The organism is Sphingobacterium griseoflavum (assembly GCF_014653155.1).
GTDB lineage: Bacteria > Bacteroidota > Bacteroidia > Sphingobacteriales > Sphingobacteriaceae > Sphingobacterium > Sphingobacterium griseoflavum.
On sequence record NZ_BNAF01000007.1, the window covers coordinates 162,363 to 182,104 of the forward strand.

General features: G+C 43.2%; 13 protein-coding genes. 11 read left to right on the forward strand and 2 right to left on the reverse strand.

Going from position 1 to position 19,742, the window contains the following annotated elements:
* Positions 1-40: 40 nt before the first annotated feature.
* From IE165_RS10745 to IE165_RS10785, 9 genes are all read left to right on the forward strand, one after another.
* On the forward strand, positions 41-1,120 hold the full coding sequence (locus IE165_RS10745) for a phytase (protein ID WP_189626623.1): 1,080 nt from the start codon (positions 41-43) through the stop codon (positions 1,118-1,120).
* A 273-nt stretch (positions 1,121-1,393) separates the two neighbouring features.
* Positions 1,394-1,933, forward strand: coding sequence for an RNA polymerase sigma factor (locus tag IE165_RS10750; RefSeq protein ID WP_189626624.1), 540 nt, complete (start codon positions 1,394-1,396; stop codon positions 1,931-1,933).
* 54 nt (positions 1,934-1,987) lie between these two features.
* On the forward strand, positions 1,988-3,133 hold the full coding sequence (locus tag IE165_RS10755; RefSeq protein ID WP_189626625.1) for a FecR family protein: 1,146 nt from the start codon (positions 1,988-1,990) through the stop codon (positions 3,131-3,133).
* A 191-nt stretch (positions 3,134-3,324) separates the two neighbouring features.
* Entirely contained in the window at positions 3,325-6,936 is a 3,612-nt protein-coding gene (locus IE165_RS10760; RefSeq protein WP_189626626.1) for a SusC/RagA family TonB-linked outer membrane protein, read from the forward strand.
* 23 nt (positions 6,937-6,959) lie between these two features.
* Positions 6,960-8,549 carry a RagB/SusD family nutrient uptake outer membrane protein gene (locus IE165_RS10765; RefSeq protein WP_189626627.1) on the forward strand — a complete coding sequence of 530 codons (1,590 nt, stop codon included), beginning with the start codon at positions 6,960-6,962 and terminating at the stop codon, positions 8,547-8,549.
* 14 nt (positions 8,550-8,563) lie between these two features.
* On the forward strand, positions 8,564-9,442 hold the full coding sequence (locus tag IE165_RS10770) for a zinc-binding metallopeptidase (RefSeq protein WP_229826507.1): 879 nt from the start codon (positions 8,564-8,566) through the stop codon (positions 9,440-9,442).
* A gap of 6 nt (positions 9,443-9,448) precedes the next feature.
* Positions 9,449-10,741 carry a DUF4302 domain-containing protein gene (locus IE165_RS10775; protein ID WP_189626629.1) on the forward strand — a complete coding sequence of 431 codons (1,293 nt, stop codon included), beginning with the start codon at positions 9,449-9,451 and terminating at the stop codon, positions 10,739-10,741.
* 167 nt (positions 10,742-10,908) lie between these two features.
* Positions 10,909-11,205 carry a hypothetical protein gene (locus IE165_RS10780; protein ID WP_189626630.1) on the forward strand — a complete coding sequence of 99 codons (297 nt, stop codon included), beginning with the start codon at positions 10,909-10,911 and terminating at the stop codon, positions 11,203-11,205.
* Between the two features lie 332 nt (positions 11,206-11,537).
* Complete coding sequence (locus tag IE165_RS10785; protein ID WP_189626631.1) at positions 11,538-12,695, forward strand: beta-1,2-mannosidase; 1,158 nt, start codon at positions 11,538-11,540, stop codon at positions 12,693-12,695.
* A gap of 46 nt (positions 12,696-12,741) precedes the next feature.
* On the opposite strand, the gene IE165_RS10790 is transcribed toward IE165_RS10785, so the two are convergent.
* On the reverse strand, positions 12,742-13,803 hold the full coding sequence (locus IE165_RS10790; protein WP_189626632.1) for an Mrp/NBP35 family ATP-binding protein: 1,062 nt from the start codon (positions 13,801-13,803) through the stop codon (positions 12,742-12,744).
* Positions 13,804-14,163: 360 nt separating this feature from the next.
* On the opposite strand from IE165_RS10790, the gene IE165_RS10795 reads away from it, so the two are divergent.
* Positions 14,164-16,242 carry a transglycosylase domain-containing protein gene (locus IE165_RS10795; protein ID WP_229826508.1) on the forward strand — a complete coding sequence of 693 codons (2,079 nt, stop codon included), beginning with the start codon at positions 14,164-14,166 and terminating at the stop codon, positions 16,240-16,242.
* A gap of 1 nt (position 16,243) precedes the next feature.
* Positions 16,244-16,792, forward strand: coding sequence for a hypoxanthine phosphoribosyltransferase (gene hpt / locus IE165_RS10800; protein WP_189626633.1), 549 nt, complete (start codon positions 16,244-16,246; stop codon positions 16,790-16,792).
* A 24-nt stretch (positions 16,793-16,816) separates the two neighbouring features.
* Here hpt and IE165_RS10805 read toward each other — a convergent pair whose 3' ends face one another.
* Positions 16,817-19,705 carry a PD-(D/E)XK nuclease family protein gene (locus IE165_RS10805; protein WP_189626634.1) on the reverse strand — a complete coding sequence of 963 codons (2,889 nt, stop codon included), beginning with the start codon at positions 19,703-19,705 and terminating at the stop codon, positions 16,817-16,819.
* Positions 19,706-19,742 lie beyond the last annotated feature (37 nt).

Genomic DNA, 19,742 nt, shown 5'->3' on the forward strand with positions numbered 1-19,742 from the left:
TACTGCCCTAGGAATTTTCAACTCATATATAACACATAACATGCAAAACAAAAATATACCTACCGTAGCTTTACTTGCTTTGACACTTTTTGGGTCGTGCTCGTCGGGCTTGGCACCCGTTGCCGAAAATGCGGTCAAACCGACGGTCGTCACCGAGCAGACGGCATTTGATACCGATGATCCTGCCATCTGGATACACCCAACCGATCCCTCTCAAAGTTTGATCCTCGGAACAGACAAGGAAGTTGGGGGTGGGCTTTACCTCTACGATCTGTCAGGTAAAATTGTTAAAAAAGTAACGGGTTTGCAGCGGCCTAACAATGTAGATATCGCCTACGGCTTAGATATCAATGGCAAAAAAGTGGATATAGCGATAACGACAGAGCGCAAGGCGCACAAGATACGGGTATTCAGCTTGCCCGATCTTACTCCGATTGATAACGGCGGGATTGCTATCTTCGAAGGCGAACGTGGAGAGGGCGAGCAAGATGGTATGGGTATTTCGATCTATACCAAGAAAGATTCTATTGGATCTACAATCTATGCCATTGTGGGACGAAAAAATGGCCCATCGGGCACCTACCTTTGGCAATATAAGATTGGTGCAGGCGCGGATGGCATCGTTACCGCTGAGGTGGTGCGTAAATTTGGTACCTACAGTGGGAAGAAAGAAATTGAAGCAATAGCTGTCGACAATGAATTAGGCTATGTGTACTACTCCGATGAAACCGTGGGCGTGCGTAAATACTATGCCGATCCGGAAAAGAAAGACAACACAGAACTGGCCTTCTTCGCACAGCAAGATGTGAAATCAGACCATGAAGGTATCGCGATTTACAAGACGGGCGATTCTACCGGTTATATTCTGTTGTCTAATCAGCAAAACAATTCATTTGTCGTATACCCGCGCGAGGGCAGCAACGGAAATTCCAATAGCTATACGAAATTGGCCGATATCCCCGTGTCAGCGATAGAGTGTGATGGGGCAGACGCAAGCAGTTTGAATCTTGGAGGTAAATTTCCTAACGGGATGTTGGTCGCGATGAGCAATGGTAAAGTATTTCATTATTACGACTGGAACCTGATCCAAGAACGGATTGATAAAGGGGAAGGGAAATAGAGAAATAGATTTACAAACAAATTGATAGCTTGCTATCGAGATAGGTATACAAAAATGCATCGGACAAAATCGATGCGTTTTTTGTATGGTGAGCAATTTAAAGGGAATGCTTCAGCGAGCGGAATCGAAAGTGTTATAGATCAAATAAAAGTGAATATTTTATTTTTTTTATCCGTTATGTTGACATTTTTTAATATCTTGGCTCGACCAAAGGCTCATAATCTCAATTTGATGCCTTTACTAACTAACATATATTAATATTAGCTGTAGGAAATGAATGATTTAGATCCTGATAAATTATTATTTGGCAAGTATTATCGATCTTTGTGCTATTTTGCCTGGCAAATGGTGCAAGACGAAAATTTAGCCGAAGACTTAGCGCAGGATGCATTTGTCAGCTATTTCCAAGAACGCGATCGTATAGCTAGCGATGAGAAAGCAATTAAAGCATTTTTATATACTGCAATCAAATATGCAGTCTACAACTTAAGCCGTAAGAGCAAAACCGTAAAAAAATTTTGGCAACGAACGGGATATCAGGAACGTGATGATATAGATTATGAGCACCAAGTCATTCGAGCGGAATTTATGACCGCTATTCATGCTACCTTATCTACGTTACCGGATGGCTGCCAGAAAATTATGACGATGAGTTACGTTGACGGTTTTTCGAATGAGGAAATAGCCGAGCAGCTTAAAATCAGTATTAATACAATTAAGACTCAAAAGAAAAGAGGGCTGCGTGTGTTGCGTTCGAAGTTGAGTTCAGACTATTTCTCGATAGTTTTTACATTATTCCTAAGTAATTTTTAAAAAAACAAATTTCTTGTCACCCCGAATCCAAGTTTAAGTTTCTTAGCTTAAATTATGGATACTAACCCTTTCGATATAGCGGATATTCTAGTTAAGAAATTCAAAATGATTCCAGTTTCTGAGGAAGAGGCGCTTTTTTTGGAAATTTGGTTGAATAGAAGTGTGAAAAACCAAGCGCTTTTCAATAAATTGATGCAAGATGGAGCTAATTTTGATTTGTTTTGGTTAGATCAATTAAAAGAAGAAGAAGCGTGGGATAGTGTGCAGCGAAAGCGTCGACCTAGGAAATACCGATTTAAGATTTTTGCAGCTGCGGCATCTATGGCGGTTTTTCTCGCTTTTGCAAGCTATTGGTTTTTTCTAAAATCGCAAGAGGAGCAAACCCGACATATTGTTGAAAAGGTGGACGGCAAAGAAAAGCATGATGTGCTGCCAGCGAACTTGGGCGCTAAGATTATATTAGCCAATGGACGTGAACTTCAAGTCGAAGACACTTTAGATATTGTTTCAGACCATAAATTTACGAAGAGTGCAATCGATGGGGATGTTGCTATCGAAAGTGACCAATTAGTCTACCACACCTTACTCGTTCCGGCAGCTAATTTTTTTAAGTTGACACTAGCTGATGGAACTGCGGTGTGGGTGAATTCGAAAAGCGAGTTACGTTTTCCAACGACATTTTCTGGATCCGAACGACGCGTATTTCTGCGTGGCGAGGCCTATTTTGAGGTTGCCAAAAATGCTGAAAAGCCTTTTTACGTGAAAACGGAGGATGCTGAGGTAAAGGTATTGGGTACACATTTTAACGTGTCGACTTATGGAAAAGCTAGTAAAACAAGTTTGGAAGAAGGACGGGTGGAAGTTTCCAGTAATAATAAAACCGTATTGGTTTTTCCAGGTCAAAGTGTACAATGGTTGAATGGCGAACTTAAGGTCAAGCCAACAAATTTACAGAAAGATCTAGCTTGGAAAAACAATGAGTTTTATTTCAAAGAAGATAATATCCTCAACATTGCGCATCAATTGAAGCTTTGGTACGATTTGGAGGTGTCTATCTCTACTGACGTAGCGTTGGATGCCACTTATTCTGGAGAGATTCGTAGAAATGTACGTCTGTCTGAAGTTTTACGTATGATGGCATTTGTTAGCGATCTAGATTTCAAACTGAACAAAAATAAATTATTAATCACCAAAAAATAAAACATGACATAATTGTACTAAAACATCAAAAAAAACAGGAGTGTTGCAGCACCCCTGTAAATCACTAAGTTAAATGAAAGAATACTAACCCTTAACCATTAACTCAACTATTCAAATGTATGAATAACTTCTCATTTGACAAAAGGCGTGCGGAAGCATGGAAGCCGCCTATTGTCTTAATCTACCGGATTATGAAAATTACAACATTCTTCTTGTTGGTTTTTATGACTTGTGCCTACGCGGAAGGGACAGCACAGAAAGTTACGCTCTCCTTAAAAAATGCAAAGCTGGAGGATGCTTTTAAAAGAATCTCGGATCAAACGGCCTACAAATTTCTGTATAGCGACGAGGTCCTAAAAAAATCATCCAGAGTCAACGTAGACATGCGTAACGCGAATGTCCTTGATGTACTCAGGGCTGTTTTGCCGGAGGATCATTTTTCCTTTAAAATTATTGCGGAAACGATATCGGTGAACTATAAGGAACTCCCTGCTCGTGTGTTGTCAACCACTGTGCAGCAGAACCGTGTGTCTGGTAAAGTAACGGGCCTAAGCGGTGAGGCTCTAGCAGGTGTTTCGATCGGTGTTAAAGGTACATCTATCGGAACTTCCACAGATGAGAATGGAAACTATTCCATTTCTGCAAGTGAAGGAAGTGTTTTATCCTTCCGCTATGTGGGCTACATTGCTAAAGAAGTGACGGTGCGTGCGCAACTGTCGATTAATGTCCAACTCGTTTCTGAGGATCAAGCCATAGAAGAAGTCGTGGTAACAGGTATGGGGCAGCGGGTAGACAAGCGCTTGTTCACGGGAGCAACATCGCAGATTTCGGGCGAGGCCGCACAGATAGGCGGGCTAATTGATCCCAGTCGCGGATTGGAAGGTCGGGTTGCCGGTGTATCAGTACAAAACGTTACTGGAACATTCGGTACTGCGCCTAAAATTCGTGTCCGCGGAGCTACATCCATTTATGGTAGTTCAAAGCCTTTGTGGGTAGTGGATGGCGTAATTATTGAAGATGTTGCAGATGTAAATGCAGACGCACTATCCTCGGGTGACGCATTAACGTTGATCAGCTCGGCGGTTGCCGGATTGAACGCACACGATATCGAATCGTTTCAGATTTTGAAGGATGGTTCTGCGACTTCCATCTATGGTGCACGTGCAATGGCTGGTGTAATTGTCATCACCACAAAAAAGGGTACAGCCGGACGTAGCTCTCTAAATTATACCGGAGAATATACTACGCGTGCTATCCCTCGCTATTCCGAGTTTAATATTATGAATTCACAAGAGCAAATGTCTGTTTATCAGGATATGTATGAGAAAGGCTATATCAGATTTGCTAATTTGCCTGTTGCGAGCAATAGTGGCGTATATGGTGATTTGTATAGACGTATTCAGAGCGGCGAGATCTATAATGACTTGTTTGGCGACAGACATCATGTGAATAACTTTTTGAGGGAAGCAGAATCTCGTAACACCGATTGGTTTAGCGAATTGTTTCAGCCAAGTCTACAGCATAATCATTCGGTGAGCATGTCTTCAGGTACTGAAAAATCACAATATTATAGCTCACTTAGTGCGCTAGTTGATCCGGGTTGGACCAAGCGCAGCGGTGTAAACCGTTACACGGGTAATTTAAATGCCAATTATAATATTTCTGATAAACTAAAGCTGAACATTATCACTAATGGATCTTACCGTAGCCAACAGGCGCCTGGAACATTAGGACAGTCGACAGATGTGGTTTTTGGTGAGGTGAAGCGTGACTTTGATATTAACCCCTATGCCTATGCAATGAATACATCACGTACCTTGGATCCGAACGTTTTTTACACACGCAACTATGCCCCCTTCAATATTTTGCATGAGTTGGAAAATAACTACATGGATGTGAATGTAGCGGATTTACGCTTTCAGGGAGATCTAAAGTGGAAGGTTTTCACCGGATTGGAGCTGGGTGCATTTGGTTCGGTACGTTATCAGTCTACCTCACAGCACCATTATGTGAAAGACTTGTCAAATCAGGCGATGGCCTACAGAGCGGGGATCAGCCCGGAAAATGCGACAATTCGAGACGCAAACCCGTTTTTGTATAAAGATCCAGATGATCCATATGCAAGACCGATTTCAGTATTGCCCGAAGGCGGTATCTATAACCGTACGGATTATACCATGTTCGAACAATTGTTCCGTTTTACCGCCCAGTTTAACAAAACGTTCAATCAAAACCATATTGTAAGCGCGTTTGCGGGCTCGGAAATCACAGCCTCGGACAGAAATAACACTTGGTTCCGTGGTTGGGGATTGCAATACGAACTTGGAGAAAGTCCGTTTACCGATTATAGGGTTTTTAAAAGAGGTCAAGAGGAGAGTACGCCGTATTACTACGTTAATCGAAATTCTTCCAATGATCCCTCAAATAGCCGTTATAAACAAGCAGCCTTCTTTACAAATCTAACCTACTCTTTCGCCGGAAAGTATACTTTGAATGGAACATTCCGTTACGAGGGAGCGAACAAATTGGGTGAGGCAACCTCCGCACGTTGGATGCCTAGTTACAATATTGCCGGTGCTTGGAATGTGCATGAGGAGAATTTTTTCGAAACCTTATCGCCGGCCCTGTCTCATTTGATGCTAAAAGCTTCTTACAGTCTAACTGGAGATAGAGGACCATCAAATGTGACCAACTCTTTTGCGGTGTATGGCTCGTATACCCCTTGGCGTCCAACTGCTGGAGACTCGGAGTCAGGGTTGCAGATTTTGGATCTTGCCAACAGTGAGCTAACGTATGAAAAAAAGCATGAGCTCAATATCGGTACCTCAGTTGGATTTTTAGATAATCGTATCAACTTGGAGTTCGATTGGTTTACGCGGAACAACTTTGACCTTATTGGTTATGTAAATACGCAAGGTCTGGGTGGGACAATTTCCAAAATGGGAAATGTGGCAGATATGAAATCCAATGGTGCAGAGCTTAGCTTAACTGGAAATATCCTCAGGGACGGTCCGTTTAAATGGACTTCGAATTTGATATACTCCAATGTCAAAACAGAGGTAACGCGCTTGGATACCCGTAGCCGTGTTATTGATCTGATAACCGGATCTGGATTTGCAGTAGAGGGCGGCCCAGTTCGTGGATTGTATTCTGTTCCTTTTTCTCATTTGAACGATGAAGGACTTCCTGTATTTATCGGGCCAGATAACGAAGAAACCATTACCGGCATCTATTTTCAGGAGCGTGACCGGTTAGATTATTTACAATACGAAGGTTCTATAGACCCTATACATACCGGCGGTTGGAATAACACGTTTAACTACAAAAACTTTAGTCTTAACGTTTTTGTAAGCGGTTCCTTTGGTAATGTAGTACGATTGAATCCAGTATTTAGGCATGAGTACAATGATCTTACGGCTTCCACGAAGGAGTTTGCAGACCGTTGGATGATTGCGGGGGATGAGGATAGAACTAACGTGCCTATTATTGCTACAGTGGGGCAGAATCGTGCCTACAGCAATAACCTGCAATATGCCTACAATACGTACAACTATTCATCAGTACGTACTGCCAAAGGAGATTTCATCAGATTGCGAGATGTTTCCTTAACCTATGATCTACCTAAAGCTTGGTTGAGCGGATGGAATGTCAATTCTTTGGGGCTTAGATTGAATGCATCTAACGTATTTCTGATCTATGCCGATAAGGCATTAAATGGACAAGATCCTGAATATGTAAACGCGGGTGGTGTCGCTGCTCCGTTAGCTAGACAATACACCTTAACGCTACGCTTGGGATTGTAATGGAAATTTTAAGATACCTTGAAATGAAAAAAACAAATAAATTATATATTGCCTTGGCCCTGATTTGCGGCCTGAGTTTTTGCTCATGCAATAAATTTTTAGATGAGTTGCCCGACAACCGGGCAATATTGAATACCGAAGATAAAATCGACAAAATGTTGGTGTCTGCATACCCAAGTACCGCTTATTTGGTAACAGCAGAATTTTCATCGGATAATGTTGATGATTATGGGGTCAATAACCCCTATAGTGAGCGGGATTTGGAGCAATTGTTCCGTTGGAATGATGTAACCGAAGAGACGAACGACAGCCCAAAAAGGGTGTGGGAAGCTTGTTACAGTGCAATTGCGAGTGCTAATGCTGCTTTAGACGCGATTCAAGACAAAGGAAATCCAACAAGTTTAAATCCCCAACGCGCAGAAGCACTGGCCGCACGTGCTAACGCACATTTTATTTTGGTGAATTTATTTGCGCAGCATTATCATAAAGATTATGCGGCTACGGATTTGGGTGTAACATATATGATGAGTTCCGAAGTTGAGCTCGATCCAAAATACGAACGCAACACCGTTCAACAGGTGTACGATTATATGTTACAGGATTTGCAAGAAGCGATTCCTTTAATCGACGATGCCTCTTATGGATCAACACCGAAGTACCATATGAATACGCGCGCGGCTAATGCACTGGCTGCACGGATTGCCCTGTATATGCAAGATTGGGAGAAAGCCGTTAGTTATGCCAACGCTGCTATCGGGGTGAACCCAACTAGTATCATGCGGGATAATGATGCGATCTCTGCTAATGCAGTAGGTGGTGTAACTGATGCAGCAATTTATTATAACCGCAGTTCAATCAATGCTAACCTCATGCTAGCTACAGCCGGAACAAACCATGGTTTGTATTTCGGCGCATATTATACGGGTTCACGCTTTGCGCATGGTACGCTGATCTCTACAACAGAAACTTTGTTGGCTAGCGCTCCCTTCGGCGCAAGGGCCTCAAATGGCTTTAAGCCACGAGTGTTTGTTTATCAAGGAACTAACTTGGATAAATCATTGTTGCCACGCGTTTCCTATATGTTCGAGTATACCGATGTGGTGGCGGGTATCGGGTTTCGTCGGGGAGCGTATGCCCCGTTTACTACAGAAGAAACTATGCTAGTTCGTGCGGAAGCGTTAATTCATTTGAAACGATACGATGAAGCTATCGTAGACATGAAGCGTTGGGTGGACAATACCCTGGTAAGTCCGCCAGCAACATTTACAGTCGCAGGTATCAACACCTGGGCCAACGGGATGGAATACTTTACCGCTCGACAACCAACACCAAAGAAAAGACTTGATCCTACGATGATTCCTTATGAAAGCGGTACACAAGAAAATATGTTACATGCATTGCTTTTCATACGTCGTTTTGAGACGATGCACATGGGCTTGCGCTGGTTTGATGTTAAACGTTATGGTATAGAAATTGAGCGCCGTTTGGTCACCTCGGGAACGACAATTGCTTCCGTAGAAACAGATACGAAATTGATCGCCCGAGATAAAAGACAGGCTCTGCAATTACCATTGGACGTCATTACCGCTGGCCAAACTCCTAATCCTAGATAAATATGAAATTAATTATGAAAATATATTCAATATTGCTTCTGTCCTCATTTTTGCTATTTTCCTGCTCGGAGGATGCTTTGGATACCGACAGCGTTTTCGTTGATAAAACGGTCGATAAAAACGATCTAGATAATTATATAGAGCATAATTTTACAAAAGATTATAATATTGCGATCGTTTACAAATTTGTGGAAGCCGAGTCGGATTTGAACTACAATTTAAGCCCTGCGCAGTACGAAAGTTCTGTACGCATGACCAAGCTACTTTATTACTTGGGAATTGAACCCTATGATAAGGTTACCGGGAGTAAAGCATTCATTAACTCGTATTTTCCAAAGCTGTTAAATTATATTGGCTCACCTGCATATCGGAATAACGGTACGTTTGTTTTAGGAACAGCTGAAGGCGGTACAAAAATCACGCTTTATGCATTGAACGATCTTAACGAAACTTCCGCTACCAATGCGACATTTCTAAATCGCTACTATTTTCATACCATGCATCATGAGTTTGCCCATATTCTACACCAAACCAGAGACTATCCATCCTCTTTCAATCAGATAACCGGTTCTGGTTATGTAGCCGATTCTTGGAACTCTATCTATTCCGACGCAACCGCAGCCGCCGATGGCTTTATTTCCCCCTATGCATCTAAGGAAGCAAATGAAGATTTTGTAGAGACCTATTCATTTTACATTACATTATCGCCCGCTCAATGGGAGCAAAAGATTAGCGCTGGAGGAGCAGCTGGTCGAGCAAAGATCGAAGCTAAATTGGATATTGTTCGTGCATATTTTATGAACGTTTGGAACATCGATTTGGACGTATTGAGGGATGAAATATTGGCTAGACAGGCGTCATTACCAGATTTTGATCAACTATCCTTAAAATAGATAATTATGAAACTTAAATATATAGTATTAGCACTATTGCTTCCGGTTTTTGTCTTCAATTCGTGTAAACGGGAAACAGATCCCATTTTTGAGAAGAATGCGACAATACGCGTTAACGAGGCTATTGAAAAAGCTTACCAAGTACTACAAGGAAATCAAGCTGGCTGGATGATGAAGTACTACCCGAGCAATTCGCTCGATTTTGGAGGGTATACCATTTTTGCAAAATTTATCTCCAATGCACAGGTAACACTTACTTCAGATGTTAATGAAGATGTTGTTACGAGTACGTATGGGGTTGTACAAGAGTCTGGACCGGTATTGACATTTAACGGGTATAATAAAGTCATTCACTTTTTTTCTGAACCAGGTATGGATAACGGTGGAATTGGAGCAGACGATACCGGAATAAAGGGTGACTTCGAGTTTATTGTTCTTCAAGCTTCCGCTGATTCGGTTGTGCTAAAAGGTAAGAAAAGTGGGAATAGGATTGTGATGCTTCCTTTACAGGGTAATCAGTTTGAGGAATTATCAGCTGACTATCAAGAGGCTAGCCGTTCCTTTGACGACTATGGTGTTTTCAAACTTGAAAACCAAGATGGCGAGTTGTCAGATTTATTATACAATATGCGAACATTTCAGGATGTTTCCGGGGGTGTTCCAACTTTGCATACATTTCGTGTAACACCTAACGGTCTTGAATTTTATCGAGAAGTTGAATTGGGAGGCGTAAGATTTTCAACATTATCCTATGTCCAGCCCACAGAAACGTATCCATTAGGATATTTTACCGATTCGGGTAACCTCATCAAAGTTGTTCCGCAGGCAACACCGCTGAATTTATGGTTTAGAAATAATTTATGGTCGTTGTCCTATAGTAATGTTGGTGCTACCGGTCGTAGCTACTGGAATGTTGCTCGAACCAATTTAGCGAATAATAATATTCGCTTAAATAATTACTATATAGGTAATTATCAAGGGTTTGCTGGTATGGTTTATATTTTGCAAAATGGTACAGTTGGTGGTCTTATTACACACAACATAACCTTAGTTCCTGGCACCGACAATCAAGTAAGGATCTCTTTGGATGGCAGTATTTATAATTTAGGCGGAGGATTTGGTGTGGCTTATTGGTCTGCGGGTCTTAACCAGTTAACAACTCCATTTAATAACAGGACTTTCACGATAACTGCTGACGATCCTAATAAACCAAATTCAGTTCTATTGACGGATACCGCTATCCCAACTAATACCTTTAGGGTATTTTTAGAAGATATAAATGATCCATTCAATAATTAGATTTAACGCTGTATTGCCTCTCATCTACGAGGAAGGGGCAATACAGTGCATTTTATTAAATAGTATGGTATACTTGGATGGGTTGTAGACATTCATGCCTACTAATTGTTTCAAAGAATAGCTGTCTTTTATTGTAGCGCTTTAAAGGATGTTAATGGTGGAAAATTATGAAAAAAATAGAAGCAGAAAAATTGGTACTAACCGGAACCATATTCTCCAGCGCATATATTTTACTCTTGATGGCCTTTTACTACGTGCCCGTCAAGATTGAGCTGCCCAATTTCTTCCAAGTGATAAGCGGCGTGTTTGTCGAGCTGTTTACCATTCCAACTATCGCGTTTCTTGTGGCAGCGCTGCTATTTGGAATGTATAAACTAATCAGGAAGAGATTGAACATACGTGTGTATTTCATAACAGCACTTTCGTTGCTATCTGTACTGCTCATTATCCTAACTTGGAAATAGTTTTTGAAAACGCCTAACAAAATAAAAGGAGCCTCCATCTCAAAAGCTTCTTTTATTTTTCAATCTTAGCGCTTCGTAGATTTATATAAAACACCGTCACGGCTCCAATAATAGCTCCGACAGTGACACTGGTATAAAATTTATCCTTGTATTCAGATCCTAACAGTTTGATTAAGCCGAAAGAAATTAATATAGATGCCAGAGCGACGAGGATAAAAAATATTAATATATGCAACTTGTTTTTCATCGTGTATTTTGCGTTATCATAATGGATGTTTTTAAGCAAAATCGCTAATTAATTTTTACATTTATAGCTATCTACATATATACCAATGAATACATACCTATTGAACACTCTTTTGCTGTTTTTTTCGACAACAGTAGCCGCCCCTTTAATGGCGCAGGAAGTTGTAAATAAGTTGCCTGACTGGGCGTTTGGCGGTTTTGTTCGTCCAAAGGGTGCTAATCCGGTAATTTCTCCAGTAGACCACACCCTGTTTAAAGATCCGATGACGGGCAAGGCAATTGCATGGGAATCCAATGATACGTTCAATCCCGCAGCGACAGTGAAGGACGGTAGGGTCGTTGTACTCTATCGAGCAGAAGATAAGACAGGGGTAAAGATTGGACACCGGACGTCCCGTATCGGTTATGCAGAAAGCAAGGATGGCATATTCTTCAATCGCAGGAAAGAGCCGGTTTTCTATCCGGGAGATGACAGCCAAAAAGATTTTGAATGGCCGGGCGGAACGGAAGATCCCCGTGTGGCGGTAACAGCAGATGGCCTCTATGTCATGTTCTACACGCAGTGGAATAGAAAGACAGCTCGTTTGGGTGTGGCTACCTCCAAAGACCTTGTTCACTGGAAAAAACATGGACCAATCTTCGCTAGAGCAAGAAATAGCGATATAATAGTCGATAAATTCCATAAGTCGGCATCCATCGTTACCGAAGTAAAAAATGGTAGGCAACAAATTGCCAGGATCAATGGCAAATATTGGATGTATTGGGGAGAATATGGCGTATACGGGGCAACATCTGATAATTTGATCGATTGGGAGCCTGTGGTTGATGAACGCCGGGAACTAAAAGCATTTATCTCACCTCGAAGGGGTTTCTTCGATAGCGACCTGACAGAGTGTGGCCCACCGGCTGTACTCACCGAGCATGGTATCCTATTGCTTTACAACGGTAAAAATAACGCCAACCATGGCGATAAAAGATTTAATCAAAAGACTTACAGCGCGGGTCAGGTACTCTTTGATGCGCATGATCCAACCAAGGTTATTGGACGACTTGATGTACCTTTCCTACGACCGATGGAAGATTTTGAAAAAAGTGGCCAATATGTCGATGGTACCGTATTCATTGAAGGATTGGTATACTTTAAGAACAAATGGTTTTTATATTATGGCTGTGCCGATTCCAAAGTTGCCGTGGCTGTGTTCGATCCAGCTGCGCCTGCAGCAGCCGATCCGCTACCGCAATAGCCGATCCGATCGTGCGTATAGCTAATCAAAACATGAACGGTCCAACCTAAGCCTTATTCGCGAGGATACTCAGCTCTTGCGCTACACGTCCTGCGATGTCTTTATATGCCTGTGCAGCGACTTCATCAGCGTCTAATAAAATAGGAAACCCGTTGTCACCTGCATCGGCAATAGATTTGACTAAAGGGATCTCGCCAAGAAACGGAACGTTATTACTTTCCGATAAGCGCTTTCCTCCATCTTTGCCGAAGATATAGTACTTGTTGTCCGGTAATTCTGCCGGGGTGAAGTATGACATATTTTCAACAATGCCTAATATCGGAATGTTGATGCCTTCCATTTGGTACATACCAATCCCTTTGATGGCATCGGCTAAGGCCACGTGCTGCGGTGTGGTTACGATAACCGCGCCGGAAATAGGGTAAGACTGTGCCACGGTGATGTGGATATCGCCCGTACCCGGCGGCATATCAACAACAAGGTAATCCAATTCACCCCAGTCGGCATCACCAAAAAGCTGTTTAATGGCTGAGGTGGCCATGGGGCCACGCCAAGGAATGGGTTGATTGGGGTCGGTAAAGAAGCCAATGGATAACAGCTTCAGGCCAAACTTCTCCATTGGCACAATTTTATTCTTGCCCTCCGCTGTTTGTGTGGAAGCCGGACGCGCACCCTCCAAACCAAACATAATAGGCAGGGATGGTCCGTATATGTCGGCATCCAAAAGACCCGTTTTTGCTCCGGTTTCAGCCAAAGCCAAAGCCAGGTTGCTGGCCACCGTAGATTTACCTACACCGCCTTTCCCAGATGAGACCAAGATGATGTTTTTAATGCCTTCAAGCTGTGCGGATTCTGTGCTAATCACCCGAGAGGTCATATTTATTTCTACCTCGATCTCCTTACTAACAAACAACGCGATCGCATTACGGCAGGCATGCTCGATATGTCCTTTCAAGGGACATGCCGGGGTAGTCAACACAACATCAAACTTCAGTTTATTGGGCAAAATCTCTATATTTTGAATCATGTTCAAGGTAACCAAATCTTTCTTTAGATCCGGTTCTTCCACATGGCCTAATGCGTGCAATACTTGTTCCTTCGTAATCATAATACCATTATCTTGCACAAAGATAGAGATTGGTGCTTAAAAACATGTCATCTGTATGTTTAGAGTTCTTTAACGGAGAAAAACTGTACGTTGAGGATCCGCTCTGGGTTGTTGCCAACTACGCAGGTGCGAGATTGTCCCATGAAGATGCGGCACATTTATTGGGCAAATTTAGCGCTCGGTTCGCATACATCCTAATGCGAGAGGATGATTGCCTGCCGCGACATCGATTGCACCTTTGATTTGACTTCAGGAAAAGCAAAGGTGCGCAGAAGTCTTTTCTTTATTTTTGGCAAGCGGCAAAAAAATAATTTTTGCCGGAAAAATCAAATTGGTTAAGTTTAGATCGATTTATAGCGTATGGATATTCTCAAAAAAATACCCTCCCTATCGAGGAAGCAGAAAAAGATAGCGTGGATAATCGGTGGATTGGTACTGCTGGTTTTGCTTATCGGATTAGGGATTGCGCTTTCCGTCCGTGGGAAGATGCTCGATCGTGCAATGGCAAAGGCCAAAAAGGCACTGCATGAGCGCTACCAAGTGGATTTTAAAGTAAGCGACTATCGGTTTACGGGGCTGGCAACCGTGACGTTCAACGATATTGAACTGCTGCCGCAAGATCGGGATACGCTAGCCCGCATAGAATCTATGGCCGTATCGGTTAGGTTGTGGCCGCTTTTGTTTGGCGATGTAAAAATCGGGAACCTTTCGCTGAAAAATTCACGGGTGACGTTGGTGAAACATGATTCCATCAGCAATTATGACTTCCTCTTTCGGAAAAAGGAAAAGGAACCTTTGGCAGAAGAGAGCGACAATAAGCGGAATTATGCCGCATTGATCGACGGATTGATTAAGCAGGTTTTCTTTAAGATTCCGCGCGATATGGATTTGGAGAATTTTGAACTATCCTATTGTGACGATAGCCTGCAGCAACGGATACGATTGCCGGAAGCCATTATTGATGGTGGCGACTTTCAAACCAGCCTCTTTCTGAACGATCACGATGCGCAGTGGAACCTTGCAGGGCATGTAAATCCTGATAGGCAACAACTTCGGGTAGAAGTGTCTTCCGAAAAAAAGACGACCGAACTACCTTTTCTACGTCGCAAGCTTGGACTGCGCGTCAGCTTCGATAAAATTATGTTTGAGCTGGACAAAGTTCGCCGTGAAAGTCAGGATTCGCTTACACTCGCCGGAAAATGGTCTTTTGAGAATTTGCATGTACAGCATAGAAGGCTTTCGGAGGAGGCTATTGTACTGCCCGAAGCGATGGGCCAAGGCCAGATCAATATTGGTAAGCTGGCTATAGAAGTTGATCCTTCCAGTGCGATACATATTAAAGAGTTTGCCTTCAGCCCCCATGTAAAATATGTTCCAAAACCGAATAGGGCAGTCAGTCTGTCGATACATACCGGACAATTTGAAGCACAAAGCTTGTTCGATGCCATTCCGCAGGGGCTCTTCCCGACGTTGGACGGGGTTCGAGTTTCGGGACAAATTGCGTACGATCTCGACTTTGCTGTCAACTTCGACGACCCGGATAATATCCGCTTTGAGTCGAAAATGGATGATCGGCAGTTGAAAGTTGTGCAGTGGGGAAAAGCAAATATTAGGGATATGAACACTGCGTTTGTGTATAAAGCTTTCGAAGACACCGTCCTGATGCGGGATATCACGCTCGGCGCGGCCAACCCAAATTTTACGCCGCTAAACGAAGTATCTTCCATACTGAAAAAGACAGTGTTAAATACGGAAGATCCCTATTTCTACAAACACAATGGTTTCGAAGAGGAAGCCTTCAAATTATCCATCGCGACAAATATCAAAGAAAAAGCTTTTAAAAGAGGAGCGAGCACCATTTCGATGCAGCTCGTCAAGAACATTTACCTGAACCGCAACAAAAATATGATGCGCAAGTTTGAGGAGATTTTGCTCGTATGGCTGATGGAGGCGTCGAAACAGGTCAGTAAGGATCGGATGTTTGAGGTGTACCTGAATGTGATCGAATGGGGGCGTAATGTGTACGGTATTAAGGAGGCTGCAGCCTATTATTTTGGGAAGACGCCAGCCGAGTTGAACATTGGTGAAAGCCTTTACCTTTCGAGCATAATCCCCCGCCCAAAGACGGGATTATCCTCCTTTGATTACACGGGACATTTAAAGCCTTGGGTGCAGCGACATTTCAACACCTATGGCTACATCATGACCAAACTACAGCAGTTGAACAGTGAGTCTGTGCCGGCAGGCTATGGATTTTATGAGGTAGTTTTGCAACCCAATTTGCGTCCGCCACGTCCAAAGGGCATCGTGGATACCACCCTCATGGAAGTTGACCCCGAGCAGGAAGCCATCATGAAAGAATTGGAGGCCGACGAGGCGACGCGTAAAAGCCTGCTCGAAAAGCTCTTTGGAAAAGATAAAAAAGAAGAACAAAACTAACATGAAGCACATACAAATTGACAACCTAAACTTTGAACTGTTTATCGATTACGAACAGATCAAGAAGCGCATCAGGTTGATGGGGATAGACATCAGTGTGAAATACGCGGATAAGAATCCCGTCTTCATCGGCGTGTTGAACGGCTGCTTCATGTTTATGGCCGATCTCATGAAACAGGTACATGTTCCTTGCGAGGTCTCGTTTGTAAAGTTGGCTTCCTATGAAGGAACGCAGCAGGACAAGATAAACGAATTGCTCGGCGTGGGTATGAACTTGGAAGGGCGAGAGATTGTTATCGTTGAAGATATTATCGACTCTGGAAACTCCCTGCAGTATACGATTGCGGCATTGGAGAGACTGCATGTCGCGAGTATCGCTGTATGTGCCCTGTTGATGAAGCCCGACTGTCTTCAGCACGAGTTTGACAATATTATGTATGTCGGTTTTGAGATCGAAAAGGAATTTGTGGTAGGTTACGGCCTCGACTACAAGGGGCAATGCCGTAACCTTCGCGATATCTTTAAAAACGTGCCCGAAAGCAATAAGTAATATGCATCAGCAGTAACAGTGAATCTAGGGATTACCTTCTTCCTCGTCCAATGGTGTCGCGTTGCGGTAGAACAGCGTATACGGATCTGAAGGATAGACGACAGCATTCGCATGATGCTTAAACGGTATGTTGGGGTCGAATATTTCCTCCAGTGTTTTGCGCAAGAAGGGTACAAAGGTGTCTTTCGCCATTTGAAGCTGTTCGCCTTCCAATGTATCTTTTGCGGTATGGAACAACGTGCCGTCTTCCCGCATTTTCCGAGCAACATAAAGGTGGGGTTCAAGTTGTGTCCTCCCTGTCACCTGTTCGAAAACATAGGCATAGAACAGGGTCTGTAGCAAAGCTTTGTTCGTGGTGTTGGGACAGAATACATTATCCAAACTGTTGAAAACAACACTGTCGCCCCCTGTTTTGTAATCCACAATACGCGTGCTAACCTGCCCATCCGCGGTAATGACTTCGTCTACCCGGTCAATAATACCAAATAGACGTACGCTTTCTTGTCGGCCATCCACGGTGATCGGAAAGTCAAGGAGATAGTCTTCATCGTTTTCCAGCTCGATAATACGGAATGCTTGATAGTTTTCCATATCATAATCGAGATACATGTGCACATAAGCACTGGCTATTTTATGCATGATACGTTGCATGCTGTTCAGTTCGTCCAGTGTTGTATAGGCAGAAAGGTATTGATTACCGATTTCCCGAACAACCAATTCGTCCACCTTTTCTTTTTTTTCGCGAAGTACCTCACTTTTTGTCCAGCTGGTGAGACCTTTATACGGTTTGAAGATGAGTTCCATGACTTGATGAATTACGGTGCCAAGCCTATTCATCTCAAATTCATAGGAAATGACGGGCGGTTCTTTTATCTGCGCGACATGTTTTAGGAAAAACTGCAAGGGAGACTGCAGGTATGTCGTAATCGCTGTGGCAGATATTTTTCGGCGTTGCTGGAAGTACAAGCGCTGCATACTTTCCCATACAAGATCATTTTTTTCAATAACCAATTCGCTAGGAGAGGGCTGGAAGCGGATGGGCTGCTGCTGTGTATGCTGGACAAACCGAAATTTACTTTCAAACTGCAATTGTTTCACAAAGCGACTTTCTTCACCGCTACTACTTTCGCTTACCAAACTGTTGTAGAAAATATGAATACCTTCACTATACTGGAAGTGGCGATAGAAAAGATAAGCGGACAGGGCGTCTTGGTTTTCCATGACGGGGAGACCATAGGCCAAGCGCAGACTGTTCGGCAGGAAGGTGGGGGCATTTGAAGTTTTAGGCAGAATACCCTCGTTCGCGCCAAGAATGTAAACCTGGTCAAAATTCAAACAGCGGCTTTCCAAAAGGCCCATGATCTGTAGTCCGCGAAGCGGATCGCCCTCGATGGCCGAACTGATAGGTTGTATGGCCTTCCGAATGAGGCCAATTTGAAATAATATCGATGTTGGACGAAGGTTGACCATGCCCAATTGAAGTTGGTTGAGTACTTTTTTGGTTTCTACCAATAGGTTGCTTTCGATTTGACCAATCCGATCTTCTTGATCCTGCGATGCAAGCAATTGATCTAGTAGCTCGTTTAACGTAGGAATGAATTGCTTTGGGTCAGCTACAGCCTCGAAAAAATGTGGCAACACACTGTCGGCAACGATAATATCCTGGATGTCGATTTCGAAAAGCTGCTTGTCGGCTATGTTATGCAATAGTTGCGATCGTTGCTCGCTGGCGAGCTTAACCAACGGATGGTTGGCAAATGTTTCAAGAAGTTGAAAAGATATTTTTTTCTTTTTAAAATGCGAAAGTTCCTCCTGTACTTCCATCCACAGGTCCAGCAATCCATATAATGGCGACTGGATCAAAGGGTAGCCGGTGGTTATGTTGGGTTTGGTATCTGGAAGACTTTGTAACAAGGGGACCAGCAAACTCTCATCTGCCAGTAAAATGGCGGTACTACGTTCTGCGTCCTGCTGTGCTTTCAGGATATCATGAAGCAGCTTTGTTTGGCTGTTTTTTCCTGCGGCGGCATACAGATGCACCGCAGACGTTCGGTTGCCGATGATATGTGGCGCTTCCCCTAGCGCATTCATCAATCCGTGGTCTAATATGTTACGGCGGATGAACAAACCTGCTTCCTGCTGCTGATCATCTACATAGTAGGCATCAGTATCAAAATAGAAAATTGCACACTGCTCGGTTTGCCACGTTTTAAAAAGGTGGACTTCGGCCTTGTTGAGCGCATTAAAGCCAACAAATAAAACGCATTGGTAACGCTGCACGAAGTTTGGATCGGCTACGTTTCCTTCCACAAGATCACGGTATAAGGTCGGATAGTTCAGTTGCTTTTCCTGCTTGAGCTTCTCCTTAAATCGTCGATACAACACAGGAAGGCGTTTCCACAAGCTTAGGAAACGTTGCTGCATGCCGCTATGGCTGGCGGTGCTAAAGGATTGCCAAAATTGTCTGATAAACCGTTGTTGCTCGTCCGTAAAATGCTGGAACGCGATGTCGATCTGGGTGCTATCATACAGCTCCATGAAAATTTCGTCAATATTGACCAGCTCATAGTCCAGTTGTCCGAAATCGCTCAAGATAATTTCTGCGATGGGATAAAACTCTTCCATGGTCTCTGGGCTAGCACCCTCCTGCAACAGAAGTTCGTTGTGCAGTTCAAAAAGATAAAAGAACTGTGTCAATGGACTGGCCTCCGTTTCTTGGGTGGCCTGGCGCAAAAATTCTTGGATGGTAAAGAACTGTGGCGACCAAATGGCGCGGCCATATACCTCAGAAAGGTGTTTTTTGAGGTAGGTGATAGGGCGTTTATTGTTGAACACGATCGCCACATCCGCAAGTTCGTTGCCAAATCGTTTTTCAATATCTTCTGCAACTAGGCGTAGAAATGGAGCATTCATAAGACGTATTTAAATCGTAATAACGGCATATATAATT